We start from the raw sequence: 24,142 nt of genomic DNA, 5'->3' as shown, positions 1-24,142 counted from the left end.
AGACCTCAGATTATGGTGCCGAAACTCGGCGATTCAAGGTAAGCCGGCTAATCGATCGCCCGGCCTACTGCCCCTTCTTGGCCTTGAGCAGCGCCGCGCCCAGGGCACCGAGCTGGCCGTCGTTCTGGCCGCCGCCCTGCTGGCCCTTGCCGCCCTGGGCCTTGCTACCCTGACCTTGGCCTCGACCGCCGCCCTTGCGTGGGGCCTTCTGGCCCTGGCGCTCGCCGCCGCGCCGGGTCGGCTGGCCGTCTTCGCCGGGCTGGTCGTCGAGGCGCATGGAGAGCCCGACGCGGGCGCGCTCGAGATCCACGCTCATCACCTTGACCTTGACGATGTCGCCGGCCTTGACCACCGAGCGCGGATCCTCGACGAACGTGTCGGACAGCGCCGAGATGTGCACCAGGCCGTCCTGGTGCACGCCGATGTCGACGAAGGCGCCGAAGTGGGTGACGTTGGTGACGCTGCCCTCGAGCACCATCCCGGGCTCCAGGTCCTTGAGCGTCTCGACGCCCTCGCGGAACTCGGCCGCCTTGAACTCGGGACGCGGGTCGCGACCCGGCTTGTCGAGCTCCTTGAGGATATCGCTGACGGTGGGCACGCCGAAGCGCTCGTCGGCGAAGTCGGCGGGCTTGAGGGCCTTGAGGGTCGCGCTGTCGCCGATCAGCCCGCCCAGCTCGCGCTGGCTTTGCTTGGCGATGCGCTCGACCAGCGGGTAGGCCTCGGGGTGCACGGCACTGGCATCCAGCGGATTGTCGCCGCCCATGATGCGCAGGAAGCCGGCGCACTGCTCGAAGGTCTTCGGCCCCAGGCGGCTGACGTCGAGCAGCTGCTTGCGGCTGGCGAAGGCGCCCTCGGCGTCGCGACGGGCGACGATGTTCTCGGCCAGCCCCGCGTTGAGGCCGGCCACCCGCGACAGCAGCGCGCTGGAGGCGGTGTTGAGATCGACGCCCACGGCGTTGACGCAGTCCTCGATCACCGCCTCCAGGCTGCGCGACAGCTGCACCTGGGAGACGTCGTGCTGGTACTGACCGACGCCGATCGACTTGGGCTCGATCTTGACCAGCTCGGCCAGCGGGTCCTGCAGCCGACGGGCGATGGAGACCGCACCGCGGATGGTCACGTCGAGCTCGGGCAGCTCCCGGGCGGCGTATTCCGAGGCCGAGTACACCGAGGCGCCGGCTTCGCTGACCATCACCTTGGACAGCCGCTTCTGACTGGCCCCGGTGCTTGAAGAGAGGGCCTTGACCAGGTCGCCCGCCAGTTTGTCGGTCTCGCGGCTGGCGGTGCCGTTGCCCACCGCCACCAGGGTCACGTCGTGCTTGTTCACCAGCCGTGCCAGCACGGCCAGCGACTCGTCCCACTGGTTGCGCGGGGCATGGGGGAAGATGGTGGCGTGCTCGAGGAAACGCCCGGTGGCGTCGACCACCGCGACCTTGCAGCCGGTACGCAGGCCCGGGTCGATGGCCAGCGTCGCCTTCTGGCCCGCCGGTGCGGCCAGCAGCAGATCCTTGAGGTTGGCGGCGAACACCTCGATGGCCTCGAGCTCGGCGCGCTCGCGCAGCCGGCCCATCAGCTCGGTCTCGAGATGGGTGTAGAGCTTGACGCGCCAGGTCCAGCGCACCACCTCGGCCAGCCAGCGATCGGCGGGACGGCCGCGGTCGGCGATCTCGAAGTGCCTGGCGATCGCCACCTGGGCCGGATGCAGCGGGGCCTCGTCCTCGCCGGGCAGGCGCAGGGTCAGCGCCAGCACGCCCTCGTTGCGGCCGCGGAACATCGCCAGCGCCCGATGCGAGGGCACCTTGGCCAGCGGCTCGTCGTGCTCGAAGTAGTCGGAAAACTTGGCGCCCTCCTGCTCCTTGCCGGCGATCAGCCGCGAGGAGAGCTCGCCGTCGCTCCACAGCCGTTCGCGGAGACGGCCGACCAGCTCGGCCTCCTCGGCGAAGCGCTCCATCAGGATCTGCTTGGCGCCGTCCAGGGCGGCCTTGGCGTCCTCGATGGCCGGGATGTCGCCATCGGCGGCACGCAGGTAGCGGGCGGCTTCGGCCTCGGGGTCGAGCGTGGGATCGGCCAGCAGCGCATCCGCCAGCGGCTCGAGGCCGGCCTCGCGGGCGATCTGCGCCTTGGTGCGACGCTTCTTGCGATACGGCAGGTAGAGGTCTTCCAGACGCTGCTTGGTATCGGCGGCGCGAATGCTGGCGGTCAGCTCGGGCGTCAGCTTGCCCTGCTCGTCGATGCTGGCCAGCACCGCCTCGCGGCGCTCCTCCAGCTCGCGCAGATAGCCCAGCCGCTCGTGCAGCTGGCGCAGCTGGGTGTCATCCAGCCCGCCGGTGACTTCCTTGCGATAGCGGGCGATGAAGGGCACGGTGGCGCCGCCGTCGAGCAGTTCCACGGTGGCCGAAACCTGAGGGCCGCGAACGCCGAGTTCCTCGGCGAGACGATCGATGATCTTGGCTTGTGCGTCCATGTAATCCTTGCCAATCCGGGACAGACGATCGCGACAAGGTATCACACCCCCGGCGGCGCCGGGAGGCGCAGGCGCCTGTGGGCTGCCTAGCCGCTGGTGGCGGGCACGAAGCGCAGCGCCAGGCCGTTGTTGCACCAGCGCAGCCCGGTGGGCTCGGGACCGTCCTCGAACACGTGGCCCTGGTGGCCGCCGCAGCGGGCGCAGTGGTACTCGGTGCGCGGAATCAGCATCACCAGGTCGAGCTCGGTGAGCAGATGCCCTTCCACATGGGTGAAGAAGCTCGGCCAGCCGGTGCCGGAGTCGTACTTCATGTCGCTGGTGAACAGCAGCAGATCGCACCCGGCGCAGCGGTACTCGCCGTCACGGGTCTCCTTGTCCAGCGGGCTCGAGAAGGCCCGCTCGGTACCGGCCTCGCGCAGGATCTCGAAGCGCGCCTCGGACAGCCGCTCGCGCCACTCGGCCTCGCTGAGCGCGAGCGGCTCGATGCCCGGAGCACGCGCGAGATCGAGCTTGGGCCGCGCCGAGACCAGCCCCGGCATCGCGCCGGCCAGGCCGCCGATCCCCAGCAACCCGAGAAAGATGCGTCGTTTCATGATGCGCCTCCGTTGATGCGAGATAGCCCTTGGTCGGCCCCATCACGACATCCTTACCTTCCCGACGGATTCTCTGCCGAAAAAACGAGAGGGAGCCGCCGGATGGCGCCTCCCTCTGGGACCCGACACCGAGGCGCCGGTTCATCGAACGATCGGCCCGGCCTCGACGATCGCCGGGCTCACGCCCTCGAACTTGCGGAAGTTGTCGACGAAGCGCGCGGCCAGGTCGTCGCGGCGGCGGTCGTAGGCGGCCTTGTCGGCCCAGGTCTCGCGGGGGTCGAGCAGCGTGGCGTCCACGCCGGGCACGGCGGTGGGCACGTCGAGATTGAGACCCTCGAGTCGGCGGGTCTCCACGCCGCGCAGCGCCCCGCTCTGGATCGCCTCGACGATGGCCCGGGTGGTGGGAATCGAGAAGCGCTCGCCGCCCTCGCCGTAGGCGCCGCCGGTCCAGCCGGTGTTGACCAGGTAGACCTGAGCCTCCTGTTCGGCCACGCGCTTGACCAGCAGATCGGCGTAGACCCGGGCCGGCCGCGGGAAGAACGGCGCGCCGAAGCAGGTCGAGAAGGTCGCTTCCAGGCCCTCGGAGGCGCCCATCTCGGTGGAGCCCACCTTGGCGGTGTAGCCGGACAGGAAGTGGTAGGCCGCGGCCTCCTTGGAAAGCACCGAGACCGGCGGCAGCACGCCGCTCATGTCGCAGGTCAGGAAGACGATGGCGCTGGGCTCGCCGGCGCGGTTCTCGGCGACGCGCTTGTCGATGTGCTCGAGCGGATAGGCGGCGCGGGAGTTCTGGGTCAGGCGATCGTCGGTGTAGTCCGGCACGCGGTGCTCGTCGAGCACCACGTTCTCCAGCACGGTGCCGAAGCGGATGGCGTTCCAGATCACCGGCTCGTTCTTCGCCGAGAGGTCGATGCACTTGGCGTAGCAGCCGCCCTCGATGTTGAACACGGTGCCCGGTCCCCAGCCGTGCTCGTCGTCGCCGATCAGGTAGCGCGACGGGTCGGCGGAGAGGGTCGTCTTGCCGGTGCCGGAGAGGCCGAAGAACAGCGTGGTCTCGCCGTTCTCGCCGACGTTGGCACTGCAGTGCATGGGCAGCACGTCGGCCTCGGGCAGCAGGAAGTTCTGCACCGAGAACATGGCCTTCTTCATCTCGCCGGCGTAGCGCATGCCGGCGATCAGCACCCGCCGGCCGGCGAAGTCGAGAATCACGCAGCCTTCGGAGTTCGTGCCGTCCCGTGCCGGATCGCATTCGAAGCCAGGCGCATTGAGGATGCGCCACTCGGGCTTCGACGAGGGATTGAAGGCCTCGGGGCGCACGAACAGGGTACGGCCGAAGAGGTTGTGCCAGGCGGTCTCGGTGGTCACCCGAACCGGCTGGTAGTGAGCCGGATCACTGCCCACATGGAGCTCGGAGACGTAGCGCTCGCCGTCGGCCAGGAAGGCCTCGACGCGCGTCCACAGCGTCTCGAACCGCTCGGCGTCGAAGGGCCGGTTGACGCTGCCCCAGTCGATCTCGCCCCGGGTCGAGGGCTCGTCGACGATGAAGCGGTCACTGGGTGAACGTCCGGTGCGCGCGCCGGTATTGACCACCAGCGCCCCCTGGGCGGACAGGCGGCCCTCGCCGGCCGCCAGCGCCCGCTCGATCAGCTCGGCGCGGGACAGGTTGAGGTGGGTGGTCGCGTGTCGTGTCGTTGTCATGTGGCAGTTCCTGGGCCTCGAGGCCGTTCTCTCTCGTTTGCCGGGCGTCCGCGATGCGGTCTCGACCCATCCCCGGTGGCCGCATGCGGTTGACCGTCTTGTGAGGCGACGACCGGAACGCGGATGAGTCCGGGGAGTATGGCAAACAAGTCGAGCGGCAGGAAATGCCGTCAGATCAACGACTTTCTCGTAACTTTACTAGCACACCGGCGCCGGCTCAGTGGACGGTGGGAGGCGGACCCTCGGGGTCCTCGAGCATCGCTTCCACCTCGGCGAGGGTGAACTCGTAGCGGGTGTGGCAGAAGTGGCACTGGGTGGCGATGCCGCCCTGCTCGGCGAGGATGTCGCGCAGCTCGGCGCTGCCCAGCGACAGCAGGGCGCCGGCGATGCGTTCGCGGGAGCAGGTGCAGGCGAAACGCAGTGCCTTGGGGTCGAAGACCCGCACGGTCTCCTCGTGATAGAGGCGATGCAGCAGTTCGCGCTGCTCCACCTCGAGCAGCTCGGCGTCGGTGAGGGTCGAGGCCAGGTGAACGGTGCGCTCCCAGGCGTCATCGTCCTGATTCTGCGCCTCGTCGGGCAGGCGCTGGAGCAGCAGGCCGGCGGCGCGCTGACCGTCGTCGGCCAGCCACAGGCGAGTCGGCAGCTGCTCGGACTGGGCGAAGTAGTCCTCCAGGCAGCCGGCCAGGCTGTCGCGGGTCAGCGCCACGATGCCCTGGTAGCGATGGCCCTCGCGCGGGTCCAGGGTGATGGTCACCTTGCCCTCGCCGACCAGCTCGGTGAAGCTCGCGTCCTCGGCGGGGATCGCCGCCTCCTCGTCGAGCCGGGCGATGGCGCGCAGTTCGCCGCCCGGGTTGGACTCGGCCATCAGCAGCGACAGCGGGCCGTCGCCGCGCACCTCGATGCTCATGGTGCCGTCGAGCTTGACGGTCTCGGTGAGCAGGGCCACCGCGGCCAGCAGTTCGCCCAGCTGGCGGGTCACCGCCGGCGGATACTCGTGGCGCTCCATGACCTCGGCGTGCGCCTCCTGGAGGGTGACGATCTCGCCGCGGACATTGGTCTCCTCGAAGAGGAAACGCTGAATCTGATCACTCATGATGCTTGCCTGATCGTAATGAAATCGGGAATACGGAATGAAGGTTGGACGGGGCACGACACTGGAGCGAAGAAGACGCGCCCTGCGCGTCTTCCCTCTCTGGCGACCCCGGTGTCTCGCGCCGCTCGGCTCAGTCGCCACGCATGAAGCGCTTGATCTCGCGTCGCTGCTTCTTGTCGGGGCGCTTGAGCGGATGCTGCATGGCCTGGTTGGCCTGGCGACGGCTCTCGGCTTCCTTGGTCCGGCGCGCCTGGCTCTCCGCGGTCTCCTGGTAGAGCTCGCGGGCCTCCGGGGCACCACGGCGCTGCTCGGACAGCGCCACCACCTCGACCTCCCAGGTGTCCCAGCCCTGGGGCACGCGGATCAGGGCGCCGACTTCCACGGTCTTGCTGGTCTTGGCGCGGCCGCCGTTGTAATGGACCTTGCCACCCTCGATGGCCTTCTTGGCCAGCGCCCGGGTCTTGAAGAAGCGCGCCGCCCATAGCCACTTGTCGAGACGCACGCCGCTCATGCGTTCTCCTCGTCGTCGGGCCGCTCCTCGGGCAGGATGGCGGCGAAGCGGTCCAGGGCGATGAATTCCTCGAGCGCCTTCTCGGGTCGCCGGCTGTCGGGCTGCTTGATGCCCAGCAGGTGGCGGATGCCGTACTCGCGGGCGCTCTCCAGCACCGCCGCGTTGTCGTCGATGAACAGCGTGCGGGCCGGGTCGAAGGGCTCGACCTCCTGCAGCGAGAACCAGAATTCCTGGGCCTCCTTGGGCACGCCGAGGTCGGCGGAGGAGACGATGGCGTCCAGGTAGTCCTCGAGCCCGGTGAGCGGCAGCTTCAGCGCCAGGCTCTCGCGGTCGGCGTTGGTGGCCAGCACCACGCGCGGATGGGCGCGCTTCAGCCAGCGCAGGAAGTCCAGGGCGTCGCTGCGCAGGCCGATCAGGTGCTGAACCTCGCGCTTGAGCGCCAGGATGTCGACGTCCAGCTCGCGGCTCCAGTAGGCCAGGCTGTACCAGTTGAGCGTGCCCTGTTCGCGCAGGATCCGCGCGCGGATCGCCTCCTGGCTCGCCTCGTCGAGCCGATGCAGCTCCACGTAGCGGCGCGGAAGGTGCTCCAGCCAGAAGTGGCTGTCGAAGTGCAGGTCCAGCAGGGTGCCGTCCATGTCGAGAAGGACGGTATCGATGGCACGCCAGTCGATCATGGGACTCCTTAGGGATGGACGCCTTTCGGGCGGGTCGGCGGCGGTGCGGTGACGTCCGCCAGGGGAAGACGTGGTAGTGTACCCAAACGATGCCGAGGACGCATTCCAGCGCCCGACCGCTCCGGGCTATCGCCCCGATTGGCGGGATTGATCGGACGCCCGCGACCGGCATCCCAAGGGCACGACAGACGCCGAACGACCGGAGATCCCATGACCGACGACCATGCCCCCCACAAGCCGCACGTCCTGGCCCGGCGCAGCGTCGCCCGCAGCCGGCTGTTCAACATCGAGGAGATGGAGCTGCGCTTTTCCAACGGTGCCGAGCGCACCTTCGAGCGGCTGGGCGGCACCGGACGCGGCGTCGGCGCGGTGATGATCGTGGCCATGCCCGATCCCGAGCACGTGCTGCTGATCCGCGAGTACGCCGCCGGCGTCGAGGACTACGCCCTGACCCTGCCCAAGGGGCTGGTGGATCCCGGCGAGGACATCGTCACCGCCGCCAATCGCGAGCTGATGGAGGAATGCGGCTTCGGCGCCCATCGCCTGGAGCCGCTGGTGGAACTGACCCTGGCGCCGAACTACATGCGTCACCGCATGCAGGTGATGCTGGCCACGGACCTCTACCCCAGGCGCCTGCCCGGCGACGAGCCGGAGCCGCTGATCGTCGAGACCCACGCCATCGACGAGATCGGCGCGCTGCTGACCCGGGAGGACTTCCACGAGGCCCGCGCCATCGCGGCCCTCTACATCGCCCGGGACAAGATGCGCGCCGAGAACGCCAGCCCCTCGATCTGGTAGGCCCGACCGAAAAACGCCGCTTCCCCGACCCACGGGGAAGCGGCGAGCATGTGAGCCCTGGTCGTGTCAGCCCCTGGCGTCTCAGCCCCTGGCGTCTCAGCCCCTGGCGTCTCAGCCCTTGGCGTGCAGCCGGCGCGGCAGGCTGCCACCCTCCTTGAGCTTGACCCAGCGCCCCTGGCGATAGCTGTCCAGCCCCGCCTCGAGCAGACTCATCACGTCCAGCGCCTCGTCGACGCTCACCGGCGGCGGCGTGCCGCGCAGCAGGGTACGGGCGATGGCGTCGTAGTAGGCACGGTAATCGCCCGGCACGGCCTCGACCTCGTGATGGACGAGCTCGACCGCGTCGCCCTCCCCTTCGTTCAGCGTCAGCCGTCCCGGCGACGGATCGACGCCCCAGGCCGGCTGCGGAATCTCGCCGGCCTTGAGCCAGTCCTCCTGCGGGTCCAGGCCGTACTTCACGAAACTGCCACGGGTGCCGTTGACCCGCCAGCGCGGCGTGGGCTCGGCCACCAGGGCACTGGCCTTGAGGGTCACGCGCAGCCGGTCGTATTCGAGCACCGCCTGGAAGTCATCGTCGATCTCGGCGCCGTCGCGCAGGCTGGCGAGTTCCAGCAGGATGGCCCGAGGCATGCCGAACAGCGACCGGGCCTGGTCGAGCAGGTGCGGGCCCAGGTCGAACCAGATGCCGCTGCCGGGGCGATGCTGCTCGCGCCAGCGGTCGGGCACCGTCGGTCGGAAGCGGTCGAAGCGCGATTCCACCTCGACCACCCGACCCAGGCGTTGCTCGTCGAGCAAGCCCTTGAGGGTCAGGAGGTCGCTGTCCCAGCGACGGTTGTGGAAGACGCTGAGCAGGCGCTCGGCGCCGTCGGCCAGGCTCTTGAGCTGACGCGCCTCGGCCAGCGACACGGCGAAGGGCTTGTCGAGCACCACGTGCTTGCCCTTGGCCAGCGCCGCCTTGGCCAGTGGAAAGTGGGTCTCGTTGGGCGTGGCGATGACCACCAGGTCGATGTCGGGATCGGCGAACAGCGAGGCCGACTTGGCATGCACCGCCACTTCGGGATAGACCGCCTGGACCCGTTCCGCGTCGCTGGAGACCACGGCGGTGAGCTCGAGGCCCGGTGCGGTCTGGATCAAGGGCGCATGGAAGGTGCGTCCGGCCATGCCGAAACCGATCAGGCCGACGTTGAGGGTCTGGGTCTTCATTGCAAGGCTTCCCTGCTGGATCGAATCGTTATCTGGGTGATGGTCGCGCGTGGAAGGGAAATCGGCCCCGGCCGATGCCGGGGCCTTCGGCTCAGTCGAGCTTGGTCAGGTCGCGCACCGCACCCTTGTCGGCGGAGGTGGCCAGCAGCGCATAGGCCTTGAGCGCCGCCGAGACCTTGCGCACGCGCTGGATGCTCGGCTTCCAGGCATCGCGGCCGCGGGCTTCCTCGGCGCGGCGACGCTCGGCGAGCTCCTCGTCGGAGAGCTTCACGTCGATGGTCCGGTTGGGAATGTCGATGCGGATGATATCGCCGCTCCGGACCAGGCCGATGGCGCCACCGGCGGCGGCTTCCGGGGAGGCGTGGCCGATCGACAGGCCCGAGGTGCCGCCGGAAAAGCGGCCGTCGGTGAGCAGCGCGCAGGCCTTGCCCAGGCCCTTGGACTTCAGGTAGGAGGTCGGGTAGAGCATCTCCTGCATGCCCGGGCCGCCCTTCGGCCCCTCGTAGCGGATCACCACCACGTCGCCTTCCTTCACCTTGTCGCCGAGGATGTGCTCCACCGCCTGATCCTGGGATTCGACCACGTGGGCCGGCCCCTCGAAGACCAGGATCGACTCGTCGACGCCGGCGGACTTCACCACGCAGCCGTCGAGGGCGATATTGCCCTTGAGCACGGCCAGGCCGCCCTCACGGGAGAAGGCGTGCGCCAGGTCGCGGATGCAGCCGGTGGCGCGGTCGCCGTCGAGGCTCGGCCAGCGGGCGCTCTGGGAGAACGCGGTCTGGGTCGGGACGCCGCCGGGGCCGGCCTTGTAGAACTCCACGACCTCGGCACTCGGCGAACGCATGATGTCCCACTCCTCGAGGGCCTCGGCCAGGCTGTCGCCGTAGACGGTGGGCACCCGGGTATCCAGCACCCCGGCGCGGTCCAGCTCGCCGAGGATCGCCATGATGCCGCCGGCGCGATGCACGTCCTCGATGTGATACTTCTGGGTGTTGGGCGCCACCTTGCACAGCTGCGGCACCTCGCGGGACAGGCGATCGATGTCGTCCATGTCGAAGTCGATGCCGGCTTCCTGGGCCGCGGCCAGCAGGTGCAGGATGGTGTTGGTGGAACCGCCCATGGCGATGTCCAGGGTCATGGCGTTCTTGAACGCCGGCTTGGCGCCGATGGCGCGCGGCAGCAGATGCGCCTCGTCGCCCTCGTAGTAGCGCTTGGCCAGCTCGACGATGCGATGGCCGGCGGTCTCGAACAGCCGGCGGCGGTCGCCGTGGGTGGCCAGCAGGGTGCCGTTGCCCGGCAGCGCCAGACCCAGCGCCTCGGTCAGGCAGTTCATGGAGTTGGCGGTGAACATGCCGGAGCAGCTGCCGCAGGTCGGACAGGCGCTGCGCTCGACCTCTCTCAGGGTCTCGTCGTCCACCGAGTCGTCGGCGGCCATGACCATGGCGTCGACCAGGTCGAGGCCGTGGTCCAAGAGCTTGGTCTTGCCGGCCTCCATGGGGCCGCCGGAGACGAATATCACCGGGATGTTGAGGCGCATGGCGGCCATCAGCATTCCGGGGGTGATCTTGTCGCAGTTGGAGATGCACACCAGGGCGTCGGCGCAGTGGCCGTTGACCATGTACTCGACGCTGTCGGCGATGATGTCGCGGCTCGGCAACGAGTAGAGCATGCCGTCATGGCCCATGGCGATGCCGTCGTCGACGGCGATGGTGTTGAATTCCTTGGCCACCCCGCCGGCCTTCTCGATCTCGCGAGCCACCAGCTGGCCCATGTCCTTGAGGTGGACGTGGCCGGGCACGAACTGGGTGAAGGAGTTGGCCACCGCGATGATCGGCTTGTGGAAGTCGTCGTCCTTCATGCCGGTGGCGCGCCACAGGGCGCGGGCACCGGCCATGTTGCGGCCGGCGGTGGTGGTGCGGGAGCGATACTCGGGCATGGTGTCCTCTTGATATGCTGCTGCCGTCCGTGGCCTCGCGCGCACGATCGCAATGAGCTCGCGCGACGCGTCGGCGAGGTCCCGGGCGGTCTTGGTGTCCAGTGATCCGATTCTGTCATGCCCCCGGGCGACAGGCCAGCGCCACGCCCCTCCAGCCGGCCCCTGACGGCTAGTCGCCGACCGCCACCAGCCGCCCGCCTTCGAGCCGGCAGCGGCGGTCGGCCAGGGCCTCGATGTCGTCGCGGTCGTGGCTGACCAGCAGCACCGCCACGCCGGCCGCCTTCTGACGACGCACCAGCGCCCACAGCCCGCGCCGGGTGGCGTCGTCGAGCCCGGTGAAGGGCTCGTCGAGCAGCAGCAGCGGCGCGCCCCGCAGCAGCGCACGCAGCAGTGCCACCCGCTGGCGCTGGCCGCCGGAGAGCTCGTCGGGCAGCCGGTCGTGGAGCCCCTCGAGCCCGACCTCGGCCAGCCCCTCGCGGATACGCCGTTTCTGCTCGCGAGTGAGCTTCATGTCCGGCGCCAGGCCGAGGCCCACGTTGAGCCACACCGGCAGGTGATCGAACAGGTTGTGCTCCTGGAAGACGGTGGTGATGCCGCGCTCCCAGGGCGGCCGCGCCAGCAGGTCCTCCCCCGTCCAGTCGAGCCGCCCGCCGCCGGGCTCGAGGAAGCCGGCCAGCAACGCCAGCAGCGTGCTCTTGCCGGACCCCGACGGCCCCTCCACCGACAGGCATTCCCCCGGCGCGAGCCGGAAGGCAAAGCGGAAGTCCGGCGTCTCGCCCGGATCGCAGCGCGTGTAGTGGAAGGTCAGGTCATGGCAGTCGAGCATCGGGGCGTCCTTGCGGCGAAGCGGCCCGCCAGCGGTGGCGCGGCGGGTGTCGGGTCAGGCGGTCGAGGGCGGCGAACACCAGCGCCACCAGGGCCAGCAGCAGCAGCGCGGTAGCCGCCGCGCCCTGCCAGCGGTAGCCGCCCAGCTGCTGGAACAGCAGCATCGGCAGGGTCGGCGCCGCGGGGCTGCCGAACAGCGCGATGACGCTGAAGTCGCCGAGCGACAGCGTCATCGCGTAGGCCAGCGCCAGGGCCAGCGGGCGGCGCAGCCGCGGCCACTGCAGCCAGCGCAGCCGGGCCATGCCGCGCACCCCGAGCTGGTCGGCCAGCCGCCGCTCCGGCGCCGAGAGGCCCGGCAGCGCACCGCGGATCACCTGCATGGCGAAGGGCAGCGCCATGAAGGCATTGACCAGCACCACCAGGGCATAGCCCTCCCAGCCGCTGCCGAGCCGCGGGCGCAGCAGCAGGAACAGGCCGGTGCCGAACACCAGCGCCGGAATCACCAGGATCAGCTGGCCGCCGCCCTCCATCAGCGCGGCGGCAAGCGGCCGCCGCCGGTCGCGCAGCCACTGGCGCCCGGCGAGCAGCGCCACGGCCAGCGCCAGCGAACCGAGCCCGGCGGCGAATGCCATCGAGAGACTGCGCAGCGCCGCCGGCCAGAGGCTCGCGCCGCGGGGCATCTCCGGCAGGCCGAGCACGCCGGCCACCAGCACCGCCACCAGCGGCGGCAACAGCAGCGCGGCCAGCCCGATGAGCCAGAAGGCATCGGTGAGGCGCGAGAGCCCCTGAGCGTCGCGGCGCCACCAGCGCCCGGCAGGCCGGCCGGGGCGCCCGCCCACCGCCAGCGACGGCGTGCCGCCGCGGGACAGCGCCACGAGCCACAGCGTCAGGCAGATCGCCAGCTGGGTCAGCGCCAGCAGCGCCGCCAGGGCCAGGTCATGGTCGAACTTCATGGCCTGGTAGAGCGCCACTTCCAGAGTCGAGGACGCCGGCCCGCCGCCCAGGGTCATGACGATGGCGAAGCTGGTGAAGCACAGCGTGAACACCAGCGCGGCGAGACGCGGCAGCAGCGGTGCCAGCCGCGGCCACTCCAGCGCCCGCCACAGCACGCCGCGAGACAGCCCCAGCTGGCCGGCCAGCCGCCACTGGGCCGGCGACGCCTCCTCGAGAGCCTGCAGCATCAGCCGCGCGGCCAGCGGCAGGTTGTAGAAGACGTGGGCCAGCACGATGCCGGAGAGGCCGTAGAGATAGTCGTCGGGCAGCCCGCCCAGCCAATCGCTCAGCGGCGCCAGCCAGCCGCGCCGGCCGTGTACGGCGACCAGCCCGAACAGCGCGATCAGGCTCGGGATCACCAGCGACAGCTCCATGGCCCGCAGCAGCAGGCGCCGGCCGAGGAAGCGCGGCCGCCGGGCCAGCGCCAGGGCCACGGGAATCGCCAGGCCGATCGACAGCAGCGTGGAGAGGCTGGCCTGCCACAGGGTGAAGCGCAGCACGGCGGCCAGCCACGGCTCCTGCCACAGCATCGCCGGATGCAGCTCGCGGGCCTGCCACAGGAGCGCGCCGAGGCTGCCGAGGCCTAACCCCGCCACCGCGACGAGCGCCACGATGCCGGCTCCCAGGGGCCAGCGCGAATGCGTGGCCCAGCGCGTGATCGGGCTCATCGGGCGGCGGCGTTGCGCCACTCGCGGAGCCACTCGCGACGATGGGCCTGCACCGCTTCGGGCGTGAAGGTCAGGCTCTCGGGGGCGATCAGCCGCTCATAGACCTCGGGCAGCTCATCGCCGAGGTCGATGGCCGGATGCATGACGTTGCCCAGCGGAATATGGCGCTGGAAGTCCGGCGTCAGCATGAAGGCCAGGAACTCGCGAGCGAGCGCGGGATGCTCGCTGGTCGCCACCCGGGCGGCCGTTTCCACCTGCAGGTAGTGGCCGTCGTCGAATTCGGCGGCCTGGTAGCGGTCGGTGCCCTCGACGGCCATGTGATAGGCCGGCGAGGTGGCGTAGGAGAGCACCATCGGCGCCTCGCCGTTCATGAACAGCGAGAAGTAGGCCTGGCTCCAGCCGCTGGTGACGGTCAGCACGCGCTCGTTGAGGCGCGCCCATATCTCCGGCGCCCGCTCGCCGTAGACCTTCTTGATCCACAGCAAGAGCCCCAGGCCGGTGACGCTGGTGCGCGGGTCCTGGAGGATCACCTTGACGTCGTCCGGGGCGTCGAGCAGTTCCTCGAAGCTCCCGGGCGGCGTCTCGAGCCGCTCGGTGTCGTAAACGAAGGCGAAGTGGCCCCAGTCGTAGGGCAGGAAGTTGTCGTCGCTCCAGTCGATGGGCAGGTCGAGGGCGCCGGTGTCGACGCCGTGGGGCGCCAGCAGGTCCAGCGCGCGGGCCTCGGCCATCAGGTTCATGTCCAGCCCCAGCACCACGTCGGCGGCGGTGTCCTGCCCCTCGAGACGCAGCCGCTGGAGGATGTCGACGCCGCCGGGCAAGGCGACGAACGCGAGATCGCAGCCGCAGCGGGCCTCGAAGGCCTCCTCGATGCCGGGCCCCGGCCCCCACTCGGAGACGAAGGAGTCGTAGGTATAGACGGTGAGGGTCTCGCCGGCCTGAACGGAGCCGGCGACCAGCAGCGCGGCAAGCGCCACACCGACGACCTGAACCTTGGGAGCCATGGACATTCCTGTTGTTCGAGAAGTGGGAAGCGAAGAGTGAGGGGTCGGACACGAAAACGCGCCCGCCATTATGCCATCGGCGGGCGCGTTACGGAGGGATGGGGCGGTAGGTAATGCAATGCTTTCCTGACAGTCAGGAAAGCGCCGATTTATGTCGCGAGCGAAGAGAGGCTGGCCGCCGCCGGAGCGCAGCTACCGGAGTGTAGCCTGCTACATGAGGATAGCGACGGTTCGACGCCTCGACACCGCCGGCGGCCAGGATATCGAGCGCAGCAATAAATCGGTGTTTTCCTCAGCCGAAAACGACCTTCGCCACATCCCGATAATGCCCCGCGAAGTGCACCGTGACGTCCTCCTTGAGGTAGTCCGGCAGCTCCTCGTAGTCGCGGCGGTTGGCCTCGGGCAGGATCACCTCGAAGATCTCGCTGCGCCGGGCGGCGATCACCTTCTCGCGGATGCCGCCCACCGGCAGCACGTGGCCGGTCAGGGTCAGCTCGCCGGTCATCGCCAGCGGCCGGTCGATGGGCCGGTGCTTGGCCAGCGACAGCAGCGCGGTGGTCATGGTCACGCCGGCCGAGGGGCCGTCCTTGGGCGTAGCGCCCTCCGGCACGTGCAGATGCACGAAGGCGGAGTCGAAGAAGTCCGGGTCGGCGCCGTACTCGCCGAGATGACCCAGCGCGTAGCTGTAGGCGATGTTGGCGGACTCCTTCATCACGTCGCCAAGCTGGCCGGTAAGCTTGAAGCCGCGATCCAGGGCGTGCACCTTGCCGGCCTCCACCGACAGGGTCGCGCCGCCCATGGCGGTCCAGGCCAGCCCCGTGACAACGCCCTCGCCCTTCATCACCTTCTCCTTGCGGAAGGTGGGCGCACCGAGGAACTCCTCGAGGTTCTTCACCGAGACCTTGACCGTCTGCTGGTCGTTCTCGAGCAGCTTGACCGCGGACTTGCGCACGATGCGGTGCAGCTGCTTCTCGAGCTGGCGTACCCCGGCCTCGCGGGCGTAGCCCTCGATCACCTGACGCAGCGCGGCGTCGGTGAGATTCAAGCGCTTCTTGGGGATGCGATCGCGCTCGAGCAGCTTGGGCCACAGGTGATGCTTGGCGATGGCCATCTTCTCCTGGGCGATGTAGCCGGAGAGGCGAATCTGCTCCATGCGGTCGAGCAGCGCCGCCGGGATCGAGTCCAGGGTATTGGCAGTGCACACGAACAGCACCTTGGACAGGTCCAGCCGCACGTCCAGGTAGTGGTCCAGGAAGTCGACGTTCTGCTCCGGGTCGAGCACCTCGAGCAGCGCCGAGGCCGGGTCGCCCTGGAACGACTGTCCGAGCTTGTCGATCTCGTCGAGCATGATCACCGGGTTCTCGACGCCGACCTCCTTGACCGCCTGCACCAGCTTGCCGGGCATGGCGCCGACGTAGGTGCGGCGGTGGCCCTTGATCTCGGCCTCGTCGCGCATGCCACCCACCGAGAAGCGGTAGAACTCGCGGCCCAGCGCCTCGGCGATGGAGCGCCCGACGGACGTCTTGCCGACGCCCGGCGGGCCCACCAGCAGCAGGATCGAGCCGCCGACGTCGCCCTTGAAGGTGCCCTCGGCGAGGAACTCGACGATGCGCTCCTTCACGTCCGCGAGGCCGTCGTGGTCGCGGTCGAGCACCTCCCGGGCGTGGCCCAGGTCGAGCTGGTCGTCGCTGGTCAGCCCCCACGGCAGCGAGGTCAGCCAGTCCAGGTAGTGGCGGGTGGTGCCGTACTCCGGCGAGCCGGTCTCCAGCACCGAGAGCTTGTCGAGCTCGTCGTCGATGCGTTCCTGCACGCGCTCCGGTACCGTCTTGTCCTCGAGGCGGGCGCGGAAGGTATCGACGTCGTTCTCGCGATCGTCCTTGGAGATACCCAGCTCACGCTGGATGATCTTGAGCTGCTCGCGCAGGAAGAACTCCCGCTGGCGCTCCTGCATCTGGGCGTTGACCTGCTCGCTGATCTCGCTCTGCAGCCGGGCGACGTCGATCTCCTTGCGCAGCAGCGGCAGCACCTTCTGCATGCGCTCCATCACCGGCAGCGACTCCAGCACGTCCTGCAGCTCGGGCCCCTTGGCCGAGGTGATGGCGGCGGCGAAGTCGGTCAGCGGGCCCGGTTCGTGGGGACTGAAGCGGTTGAGATAGTGCTTGAGCTCCTCGCCGTAGAGCGGGTTGATCGGCAGCAGCTCCTTGATCCCGTTGATCAGCGCCATGGCGTAGGCGCGGGTCTCCTCGTCCTCGGCGTCCACCGGCTCGCGGGGATAGCTGACCTCGACCAGGTACGGCGGCGCCTTGGACAGCCAGCGCTGGATGCGGAAGCGGCGCATGCCCTGGGCGATGAACTGCAGCTGCGAGTCCTCGCCCTGGAGCTTGTGCACCTTGACCGCGGTGCCCATCTCGGGGAAGTCGCCAGGGCTCAGGTCCTCGACGCCGGCCTCGCCGACGAAGGCCAGGCCGACCATGTGGTGCGGCGTGTTGCCGACCCGGCCGATGGTGTCCTCCCAGCGCTCGCGGTTGATCACCAGGGGCTGGACCTGGGCGGGGAAGAAGGGACGATTGTGGATCGGCAGCAGGTAGAGCCGCTCGGGCAGGGTATCGCTGGCCGGCACCACCGCGTGGCCGGCGCCCTCGTCGAGGTCCAGCTCATCATCCGTGTCGGCCTGGACCCATTCCAGGCCGTCCTGTTCGTAGCGCTGATCGTCTTCGCTCATGCGTACCTCATCCTGAAGGGACGGGACATCTCGACCCGTGATGTTTCCGCAATGCGGGCGACGAGGCCGAACTTCAAGTCATCGCCAGCGTTCGAGCACCGGCGGCAGCGGGCGACCGTTGATCCTCACCGTGCCGCGCACCACGTCAACCTGCAGTTCCCGGGTGTCCAGCGGCAGCCCCAGCCCCAGGGCGATCACCGGCGGCAGGTGCTGCCACAGGAAGTCGCCGTCGACCCGCTCACGCCAGGCCGCGCGCTCCGCCTCGGACTCCAGCGCCATCGGGTCGAGGGCATCGAGGTCGCGGGCGTCGAAGACCAGCACGCCCTCGCCGTCGAGGGACAGCCCCAGCATGGGGCTCTCGAGGTCGGCCTCGAGGATATCCAGCCGCGGGGAATCGGACAGCAGCTCGCGCAGGGCCGGCGTCAGCATCTCGCCAAGGGAATGATCATCCGCCTCGGCATGGCCGAGGAACGCCTCGCGATGCAGCAGGGCCGACAGCGCGCGTAGCGCATCGGCATCCAGGCGCGACAGCTCGCCCGCCAGCTCGCCGGTCAGCAGCACCTCGTCGCCGGACAACACCTCGCCGACGTCGAGCCGGGCCTTCAGACGCAGCTCCTCGGCATCCAGCACGGTCCGGGTCTTCAGACTGAGTTCGGCGGCGTCGAAGGCCAGCTCCGGGGAGCGCCAGGCCAGGTTCTGGAGACGCCAGTGGTCGCCCTGATTGAAATGGAAGCCGTCCTGGGTATAGGCGAAGCGGCTCTCCAGCACCAGCGGGCCGGCACTCAGGCGGGTCTCGCCGTCGTCGAGGCGCAGCTCGGCGAGCCGCGCGCGCAGCCGCCAGTCGCCGACGTCGCCGTGGATCGCGACCCGGCCGCCCTGCAGGGTCAGGGTGCGCGCCTGCTGCTGAAAGACCAGGGGGGCGAGTTCCAGGGTGGCATCGAGGGTCGAGGAATAGGGGCGGAAATGGGCGTCCCAGCGGGGCGGCGCGGCGCCCACCGCCCGTTGGGCGGGCTCGATCTCCGGCGCGTGGGGGCGCAAGGTGCCGTCCAGCCGGGTCTCCAGCACGCCATGACGAGCGCGGTAGACCACGTCGAGATGCCAGGCGTTGCCGAACAGCGGCGCCAGATGGATCACGCCGTGGGAGGTCAGCCAGCCGCGTTCCACGTCGCTGCGCCGCACGCTCAGCTCGCCGCCCTGGCGAAGCTCGGCCACGAGCCGGGTGAGCTCGCGCTCGAACAGCAGGCCGGCGAGGGTCTGGGCCACCGCCCAGGCCAGGGCCAGCACCGCCAGCACCGGCACGATCAGGCGCTCCTTGCGCATCGCTCACTCCTTGTCGACGTGACGCCCTGCCCCGGGCCGAGGCGTCGACCTCAGTGGAGCCAGAACCACAGGTGCATGGTACACCAGGCGTAGGCGCTGGCCAGGACGTCATCGATCATGATGCCGAAGCCGCCGGCCACGCGGCGGTCGGCCCAGCGGATCGGCCAGGGCTTGAAGACGTCGAACACCCGGAAGACCACGAAGCCCCACAGGGCCGCCTCCCAGGAGAAGGGCACCGCCATCATGGTCAGCCAGTAGCCGACGAACTCGTCCCAGACGATGCCCGAGTGGTCGTGGACGCCGAGGTCGCGGGAGGTCTTCTCGCACAGCCAGACCCCCCACACGAAGGTGATGGCCACCACGAACAGGTACCAGCCCAGCGGCAGTTCCGACATCAGCCAGTAGAAGGGGATGGCCGCCAGGGTACCGACGGTGCCCGGGGCGAAGGGGACGGCGCCGCTGCCGAAGCCGAAGGCAAGGAAGTGGACCGGCCGGTGCCAGACGCTCTGGGGGGCGCGGTTCATGGCGTGTCTCCTGAGAAGTGCTGCCAGCCCGTGGCGCCGTCATCGGCGACGCCGGCGACCCCCGGGGTGTCGGTGACGCGGCCGATCGCGGTCAGCGCCAGCCCCTCGGCGGCCAGCCGCGCCCGGGCCGGCGCGAGGTGCGCCTCGGGCAGCGTCACCAGCAGTTCGTAGTCGTCGCCGCCGCGCAGGGCCGCGTCCATGACATCGTCGTCGCCGAGTGCCGCCACGAGCCCCTCGGCCAGCGGCAGTGCCTCGGGCGTCAGGGCGGCGCCCACGCCGGACGCCACGCAGAGATGACCGAGGTCGGCCAGCAGGCCGTCCGAGACGTCGATCGCCGCGGAGGCCAACTCGCGCAGCGCCAGGCCGGCGGCGAGACGCGGCTCGGGGCGAAGGTAGCGACGCAGCAGGGCATCGTCGGGATCGCGCTCGCCGGCCTGCCAACGGGCCAGGCCGCCGGCACCGCCGCCCAGCGCGCCGGTCACCGCGATCACCTCGCCAGGGCGCGCACCGGAGCGGGTCAGGGCCTCGCCCTCGGGCACCTCGCCCATCACCGTCACGCCCACCGCCAGCTCACCGCGGGTGACGTCGCCGCCGGCCAGCGCCACGCCGCAGGCGTCGCACAGGGCATGAAAGCCGGCCGCAAACGCCGCGACCCAGGCGTCATCGGCCTCGGGCAGGGTCAGCGACATCAGGCACCAGCGCGCCTCGGCGCCCATGGCGGCCAGGTCGCTGAGGCTGACCGCCAGCGCCCGGTGGCCGATGGTGGAAGCCGGGGCATCGGCGGGAAAGTGCACGTCGGCCACCGAAGTGTCGACGCTCACCGCCAGCCGCGTGCCGGGCGTGGGCGCGAGCAGCGCGCAGTCGTCGCCGACACCGAGGCTCACCCCCGCGGCATCGGCCGCGGGGTCAGGAGCGAGATGACGGGCGATCAGCTCGAATTCGCTGGACATCGGTTCGAAGCCTTCAGCGACGACGCGCGGAGACCTCGGCGCCGCGCAGCTTGGCGGCGAGCTTGTCGAGGATGCCGTTGACGTACTTGTGCCCCTCGGTGGCGCCGAAGGACTTGGCCAGCTCGACGCCCTCGTTGATCACCGCGCGGTACGGCACCTCGGGACGCTTGGCGAGTTCGTAGGCCCCCAGGCGCAGGATCGCCAGTTCGATCAGATCGAGATCCTCGAGGCGACGGTCGAGCAGCGGCGCGATGGTGGCGTCAAGTTCGCGGCGGTGGCGCGCCACCTCGTGCAGCAGCTGGTGGAACAGCGCCAGGTCGGCGATGCCCATCACCTTGTGCCAGTTCTCGTGATCCTCCAGATCCTCGTCGGCGATCTGGCTGCGGAACTCGGCCTCGACGGCGGCGATCGGCTTCTCGGTCAGCTGCCACTGGTAGAGCCCCTGGACGGCCAGTTCACGGGCCGCATGACGGGCCAGCTGTGCCTTGGACGGTTCGCGACGCTGTTCGCTCATCGGGCGTTCTCCCCGTCGCCGAAGCGGCGCAGCAGCGAGACCATTTCCATGGCCGCCATGGCCGCCTCGGTGCCCTTGTTGCCGGCCTTGGTGCCGGCACGCTCGATGGCCTGCTCGATGGAGTTGACGGTCAGCACGCCGTTGGCCACCGGGGTGTCGAACTCCAGCTGCAGACGGTTCATGGCCGAGTTGCATTCACCGGCCACGTGCTCGAAGTGCGGCGTGCCGCCGCGGATCACCGCGCCCAGGGCGATGACCGCATCGGGGCGGACCACCTGCAGCGCCCGCTTGATGGCCAGCGGCAGTTCCCAGGCCCCCGGGGTGTGCACGATGTCGATGTTCTCCTCATCGACGCCGTGACGCGTCAGGCTGTCCACGGCGCCCTCGACCAGGCTGTCCACCACATGATGATTGAAGCGGCCCACCACGATCACGTAGCGGCCATCGACGTTGACGAAGCTGCCTTCGACTTGGGAAATCGGTTGCATGGTCTCTTTCCTGCTGAACCCGATGAAAACGGAATCGCCGGGGCGCGCGACGGTCGGCGCCCCGGCGAGATGTCGGATGAAGGCGTCAGGCGCCGTCGTCACCCTCGGCGGCCGGCGTCTGGCCGGGCTCGACGCGTTCGATCACTTCCAGGTCGAAGCCTGAGAGCGCCGAGAACTTCCACGGCGAGCTGAGCAGGCGCATGCGGCCCACACCCAGCTCGCGCAGGATCTGCGACCCGGTACCGATGGTGAGGTAGTTGCCGGCGCCATCGGAATCGGTGGTGCGCGGCGCCCGGCGACGCTCCAGGAAGACCTCGAGCAGGTCGTGAAGATCCTGCTGCGGGCGACCGTCGTCGAGCAGCACGAACACCCCGTGCTCGGCGCTAGCAACCTCGGCGATCGCCTCGTGGGCGGTCCAGCTGTCGTGCTCGCCCTTCTGCAGCAGCAGCAGGTCGCGCATCACGTTGGACAGATGCACGCGCACCGTGGTCAGGTCCTCGGGATGCGGGCGCCCCTTGACCAGCGCCAGGTGATGGGCGCCCTGGATGCGATCGCGGAACACGTGCAGGGTCAGCTCGCCGTGGGGCGTCTGCACCGGCATCGACTCCAGCGACTCGACGGTCTGCTCGTTGTGGATGCGATAGTGAATCAGGTCGGCGATGGTGCCCATCTTCAGGCCGTGCTCGCGAGCGAAGGCCTCGAGCTCGGGGCGGCGCGCCATGCTGCCGTCCTCGTTCATCACCTCGCAGATCACGCCGCTGGGGTCCAGGCCGGCCAGGGCCGACAGGTCGCAGGCGGCCTCGGTGTGGCCGGCGCGGCGCAGCACGCCGCCGGGCTCGGCCATCAGCGGGAAGATGTGGCCGGGCTGGACGATGTCGGTCGGCTCGGCATCGCGGGCCACCGCCGCCTGGACGGTGCGCGCGCGATCGGCGGCGGAGATTCCGGTGCTGACGCCCTCGGCGGCCTCGATGGAGAGCGTGAACTTGGTGCCGAAGCCGGAGCCGTTGTCGCGCACCATCAGCGGCAGCTGCAGGCGCTCGCAGCGCTCGCGGGTCATCGGCAGGCAGATCAGGCCGCGGGCGTGACGCGCCATGAAGTTGATGTGCTCGGCCTCCACCTTCTCGGCGGCCATGATGATATCGCCCTCGTTCTCGCGATCCTCATCGTCCATCAGGATCACCATCCGCCCCTGGCGGATGTCCTCGATCAGTTCGGCGATGGGGGCCAGGCCCCCGGAGGAGGAGTGCTCCATGGAATCTCCATTGACTCTGCTGCGGTCGTCGCGACGCGACGACACCGAAGTCGCCGTCGGGCGTCGTCCGCTCGAAACCGCGTCAGGGTACCGTGGCGTGACCGCCGGCGCTAGTAGTGGCTCGCCCGACGGCGCCCATCGGGCGGCCGGGCGACGCCCTCGGAACGGCGCGGCGAGGAGGCGCGTCCTGCCGTCAGGCGGGGCGCGCGGTGATGCGCCAGTCGCGGCCCACGGCGCGGATGTCGAGGATCTCCAGCGGCTTCCGCTCGGCCATGGTCTCGAGGCCCGGCAGCGCGAACAGCGGCCGTGCCTCACCGCCGAGCAGGGTCGGAGCGACGAACAGCTGCATCTCGTCGACCAGCCCGGCATCGAGCATGGCGCCGGCCAGGGTCGCGCCGGTCTCGAGCAGCGCCTCGTTGACCGCCTCGCGCTCGGCGAGATGCCCCAGCAGCGCCGCCAGGTCGACGCGCCCGTCCTTCCCCGCGGGCAGCGCCAGCACCTCGGCGCCGGCGGCCTCGAGCCGAGCACGGCGCTCGGCGTCGTGGCCGTCGACGGTGGCCACCAGGGTACGGCCCGGCTCGCGCAGACAGGCCGCCGCCTCGGGCAGGCGCAGGCGCGAGTCGACCACCACCCGCAGCGGCTGGCGGGCGGCGATCGCCTCCGCATCGGGCAGCTCGAGCTGATCGGCGCGCAGGGTCAGCCGGGAATTGTCGAAGATCACCGACTCGACGCCGGTGATCACCGCGCTGGAGCGGGCCCGCAGGCGCTGCACCTGGCAGCGCGCCCGGGGCCCGGTGATCCACTGGGACTCGCCGGAGCGCATGGCGGTGCGGCCGTCGAGGCTCATCGCCATCTTCAGCCGCACGAAGGGCCGCCCCGCAGCCATGCGCGAGACGAAGCCGGGGTTCAGCGCCCGGGCCTGGGCCTCGAGCAGGCCGACCTCGACCTCGATGCCGGCCGCGCGCAGTCGGGCGATGCCGTTGCCGGCCACCAGCGGGTTGGGGTCGCGCATGGCCACCACCACCTTCGCCACGCCGGCCTCGACCAGCGCCTCGGCGCAGGGGCCGGTGCGGCCGTGGTGGGAGCAGGGCTCCAGGGTGACGTAGGCGGTGGCGCCGCGGGCGGCCTCGCCGGCGTCACGCAGGGCGTGAACCTCGGCGTGCGGCTCGCCGGCGCGCTGGTGCCAGCCCTCGCCGACCCGGCGGCCGTCCTTGACCAGCACGCAGCCCACCCGCGGGTTGGGGTCGGTGGTATAGAGGCCGCGCCGGGCCAGCACCAGGGCTCGGGCCATCCAGCTTTCGGGGGAACGGACCACGGCGCTCATGATTCACCGGACCCATCGGGCTGGAAGCTCGGCTCCTGGGCCAGGCGGTCGATCTCGGCGCGGAACTCGTCGATGTCCTGGAAGCGGCGATAGACCGAGGCGAAGCGGATGTAGGCCACCTGATCGAGGCGCTTCAGGGCATGCATGACCTCCTCGCCGACGTCCCGGGCGTGGATCTCGCGCTCGCCGCGGGCGCGCAGGGTCTGGCGGATGCGCTCCACCGCGGCCTCGATCGACTCGGCGCTCACCGGGCGCTTCTCCAGGGCGCGCAGCATGCCGGCGCGCAGCTTGGCCTCGTCGAACAGCTCCCGGGACCCGTCGCCCTTGATCACCCGCGGCATCACCAGTTCGGCGGTCTCGTAGGTGGTGAAGCGCTCGCCGCAGGCCGCGCACTGGCGCCGCCGCCGCACCTGATCGCCGTCGACGACCAGTCGGGAATCGGTCACGCGGGTGTCGGAGGCGCCGCAGAAGGGACAGTGCATAAGCAGGGTTCCGGGTCGAGGACGATTGTCGCCACATTGTAACGGTTTTGGCCCCGAAGCCCCAGCGAACCCCGGGAGCGCATCGCTGTCTGGAGAGGGTCACCCGTTCAAG

Annotated in this window: 21 protein-coding genes; 1 reads left to right on the top strand and 20 read right to left on the bottom strand. The window is 70.1% G+C overall.

Annotation, left to right across the window (positions count from 1 at the left end; genetic code table 11):
• Positions 1-64: 64 nt before the first annotated feature.
• The 6 genes from QWG60_RS03945 to yrfG all read right to left on the bottom strand — a co-directional run bounded on the left by QWG60_RS03945 (position 65) and on the right by yrfG (position 7,030).
• Positions 65-2,464: a Tex family protein gene (locus QWG60_RS03945; RefSeq protein ID WP_146909025.1), complete on the bottom strand. Its 2,400-nt coding sequence runs from the start codon at positions 2,462-2,464 to the stop codon at positions 65-67.
• Between the two features lie 86 nt (positions 2,465-2,550).
• Entirely contained in the window at positions 2,551-3,057 is a 507-nt protein-coding gene (gene msrB, locus QWG60_RS03940; protein WP_046079207.1) for a peptide-methionine (R)-S-oxide reductase MsrB, read from the bottom strand.
• Positions 3,058-3,198: 141 nt separating this feature from the next.
• Complete coding sequence (locus QWG60_RS03935) at positions 3,199-4,752, bottom strand: phosphoenolpyruvate carboxykinase (RefSeq protein WP_107182264.1); 1,554 nt, start codon at positions 4,750-4,752, stop codon at positions 3,199-3,201.
• 217 nt (positions 4,753-4,969) lie between these two features.
• Positions 4,970-5,845, bottom strand: a complete 876-nt coding sequence (gene hslO, locus QWG60_RS03930) for an Hsp33 family molecular chaperone HslO (RefSeq protein WP_046079209.1) — start codon at positions 5,843-5,845, stop codon at positions 4,970-4,972.
• 130 nt (positions 5,846-5,975) lie between these two features.
• Complete coding sequence (gene hslR, locus QWG60_RS03925; RefSeq protein WP_035594179.1) at positions 5,976-6,356, bottom strand: ribosome-associated heat shock protein Hsp15; 381 nt, start codon at positions 6,354-6,356, stop codon at positions 5,976-5,978.
• Positions 6,353-7,030, bottom strand: coding sequence for a GMP/IMP nucleotidase (yrfG, locus tag QWG60_RS03920; protein ID WP_046079210.1), 678 nt, complete (start codon positions 7,028-7,030; stop codon positions 6,353-6,355). Before yrfG ends, hslR begins: the two co-directional genes overlap by 4 nt.
• 210 nt (positions 7,031-7,240) lie before the next feature.
• Between yrfG and nudE the strand changes: the two genes are divergently transcribed.
• Positions 7,241-7,828 (top strand): ADP compounds hydrolase NudE, encoded by a 588-nt coding sequence (gene nudE, locus QWG60_RS03915; RefSeq protein ID WP_046079211.1) that lies wholly within the window; start codon positions 7,241-7,243, stop codon positions 7,826-7,828.
• Positions 7,829-7,939: 111 nt separating this feature from the next.
• On the opposite strand, the gene QWG60_RS03910 is transcribed toward nudE, so the two are convergent.
• From QWG60_RS03910 to nrdR, 14 genes are all read right to left on the bottom strand, one after another.
• Positions 7,940-9,031 (bottom strand): oxidoreductase, encoded by a 1,092-nt coding sequence (locus tag QWG60_RS03910; protein ID WP_046079212.1) that lies wholly within the window; start codon positions 9,029-9,031, stop codon positions 7,940-7,942.
• 91 nt (positions 9,032-9,122) lie between these two features.
• Positions 9,123-10,967 carry a dihydroxy-acid dehydratase gene (ilvD, locus tag QWG60_RS03905; protein ID WP_146909023.1) on the bottom strand — a complete coding sequence of 615 codons (1,845 nt, stop codon included), beginning with the start codon at positions 10,965-10,967 and terminating at the stop codon, positions 9,123-9,125.
• A 169-nt stretch (positions 10,968-11,136) separates the two neighbouring features.
• Positions 11,137-11,793 carry an ATP-binding cassette domain-containing protein gene (locus QWG60_RS03900; protein WP_046079214.1) on the bottom strand — a complete coding sequence of 219 codons (657 nt, stop codon included), beginning with the start codon at positions 11,791-11,793 and terminating at the stop codon, positions 11,137-11,139.
• The gene (gene thiP, locus QWG60_RS03895) at positions 11,777-13,396 is read right to left on the bottom strand and encodes a thiamine/thiamine pyrophosphate ABC transporter permease (protein WP_222593867.1); all 1,620 of its coding nucleotides are present in this window, start codon (positions 13,394-13,396) and stop codon (positions 11,777-11,779) included. Before thiP ends, QWG60_RS03900 begins: the two co-directional genes overlap by 17 nt.
• A gap of 53 nt (positions 13,397-13,449) precedes the next feature.
• Positions 13,450-14,454, bottom strand: coding sequence for a thiamine ABC transporter substrate binding subunit (gene thiB, locus QWG60_RS03890; protein WP_146909019.1), 1,005 nt, complete (start codon positions 14,452-14,454; stop codon positions 13,450-13,452).
• A 292-nt stretch (positions 14,455-14,746) separates the two neighbouring features.
• Positions 14,747-17,176 carry an endopeptidase La gene (lon, locus tag QWG60_RS03885; RefSeq protein WP_146907895.1) on the bottom strand — a complete coding sequence of 810 codons (2,430 nt, stop codon included), beginning with the start codon at positions 17,174-17,176 and terminating at the stop codon, positions 14,747-14,749.
• A 78-nt stretch (positions 17,177-17,254) separates the two neighbouring features.
• Positions 17,255-18,496 carry a DUF945 family protein gene (locus QWG60_RS03880; RefSeq protein WP_146907892.1) on the bottom strand — a complete coding sequence of 414 codons (1,242 nt, stop codon included), beginning with the start codon at positions 18,494-18,496 and terminating at the stop codon, positions 17,255-17,257.
• A gap of 50 nt (positions 18,497-18,546) precedes the next feature.
• Positions 18,547-19,020, bottom strand: coding sequence for a phosphatidylglycerophosphatase A family protein (locus QWG60_RS03875; RefSeq protein ID WP_035597758.1), 474 nt, complete (start codon positions 19,018-19,020; stop codon positions 18,547-18,549).
• On the bottom strand, positions 19,017-19,970 hold the full coding sequence (thiL, locus tag QWG60_RS03870; protein ID WP_146907890.1) for a thiamine-phosphate kinase: 954 nt from the start codon (positions 19,968-19,970) through the stop codon (positions 19,017-19,019). Before thiL ends, QWG60_RS03875 begins: the two co-directional genes overlap by 4 nt.
• Before the next feature lie 13 nt (positions 19,971-19,983).
• Positions 19,984-20,484, bottom strand: coding sequence for a transcription antitermination factor NusB (gene nusB / locus QWG60_RS03865; protein ID WP_046079220.1), 501 nt, complete (start codon positions 20,482-20,484; stop codon positions 19,984-19,986).
• The gene (gene ribH / locus QWG60_RS03860) at positions 20,481-20,972 is read right to left on the bottom strand and encodes a 6,7-dimethyl-8-ribityllumazine synthase (RefSeq protein ID WP_046079221.1); all 492 of its coding nucleotides are present in this window, start codon (positions 20,970-20,972) and stop codon (positions 20,481-20,483) included. The genes nusB and ribH overlap by 4 nt, the downstream gene beginning before the upstream one ends.
• 85 nt (positions 20,973-21,057) lie before the next feature.
• Positions 21,058-22,224, bottom strand: coding sequence for a bifunctional 3,4-dihydroxy-2-butanone-4-phosphate synthase/GTP cyclohydrolase II (gene ribBA, locus QWG60_RS03855; protein ID WP_035597745.1), 1,167 nt, complete (start codon positions 22,222-22,224; stop codon positions 21,058-21,060).
• A gap of 193 nt (positions 22,225-22,417) precedes the next feature.
• Positions 22,418-23,548, bottom strand: coding sequence for a bifunctional diaminohydroxyphosphoribosylaminopyrimidine deaminase/5-amino-6-(5-phosphoribosylamino)uracil reductase RibD (gene ribD / locus QWG60_RS03850; RefSeq protein ID WP_146907888.1), 1,131 nt, complete (start codon positions 23,546-23,548; stop codon positions 22,418-22,420).
• Positions 23,545-24,030, bottom strand: a complete 486-nt coding sequence (gene nrdR, locus QWG60_RS03845) for a transcriptional regulator NrdR (RefSeq protein WP_016856619.1) — start codon at positions 24,028-24,030, stop codon at positions 23,545-23,547. The genes ribD and nrdR overlap by 4 nt, the downstream gene beginning before the upstream one ends.
• Between the last annotated feature and the right edge of the window lie 112 nt (positions 24,031-24,142).

Origin of the sequence: Halomonas halophila (assembly GCF_030406665.1) — a bacterium.
GTDB classification, from domain to species: Bacteria; Pseudomonadota; Gammaproteobacteria; order Pseudomonadales; family Halomonadaceae; genus Halomonas; species Halomonas halophila.
Note: the sequence above shows the minus strand (reverse complement) of the source record. Positions and strands in the feature narration are given on the sequence as shown.